Origin of the sequence: Bradyrhizobium sp. 139, assembly GCF_023074175.1 — a bacterium.
Lineage (GTDB): Bacteria > Pseudomonadota > Alphaproteobacteria > Rhizobiales > Xanthobacteraceae > Bradyrhizobium.
The window spans coordinates 1-811 of record NZ_JADPKS010000096.1 but is presented as its reverse complement, the minus strand read 5'-3'; the positions used below and the strand labels follow the sequence as shown (position 1 = coordinate 811).

Here is an 811-nt window from a genome sequence, read left to right as displayed (position 1 = left end):
GCGACCTTGTGGGTCGCTCCCCTGCCACACCACCCGGCATGCGGGTCCGCACCGGGCGGTTCGAGAAGTTGAGGTCATGAGAGACGGGGCAATCCCAGCCGGTCCGACCAATTCAGGGTCAGTACGGCGTTGAGGAGCATGCCGCTGTTGCGCCACCAGCGACGGCTGTTGGCCGCCACCTGTCGCACAACGTTAGGCTTGGCTCCCATTGCCAGCAATTCCCTGTACATGGTCGTACCGCGCTTCCACTGCTTGAGCTGGATGGCGCGCAGCCGGTGACGCAGCCACTGGTCGAGCTCTCGCCAGACCCGTGGTGTTTGCGCCAGCCGGAAGTACGTCTTCCAACCCCGAACATAGGGCCGCAGACGATCCACCACATCCTGCATACTGCGCCCGCCACTGCGGCCGGTCAGTTGCCGGATGCGCTGCTTGAACGTCCTCAGCGGCTTTTCGGCGACCTTGCGCTTGATCATGCCGCCCGGGGCTACCCAAAAGCTGTAGCCGAGGAACTTGCGACCAAACACACTGGCCACCGCACTTTTGGTCTCGTTGACCGTCAAGTGCAGCTTGCCGTAGAGCCGCCGAAGTAGCGCCATCACCCGTTCACCCGCCCGGCGGCTGCGAACGTAAACGTTCGCATCGTCGGCGTAACGCACGAAGCAATGGCCCCGACGTTCCAGCGCCTTGTCCACTTCATCGAGCAGGACATTGGCCAGCAGCGGCGATAGCGGCCCGCCTTGCGGCGTCCCCATCGTGCGCGTCTGGATCACGCCATCGTTCATGATCCCGCTGTTCAGATACGCCCGGATCA

Annotated in this window: 1 protein-coding gene; it reads right to left on the bottom strand. The window is 63.6% G+C overall.

Going from position 1 to position 811, the window contains the following annotated elements; genetic code table 11:
* Positions 1–74: 74 nt before the first annotated feature.
* On the bottom strand, positions 75–811 hold a 737-nt coding region (locus IVA80_RS22160; RefSeq protein WP_247435204.1), incomplete at its 5' end, for a group II intron maturase-specific domain-containing protein.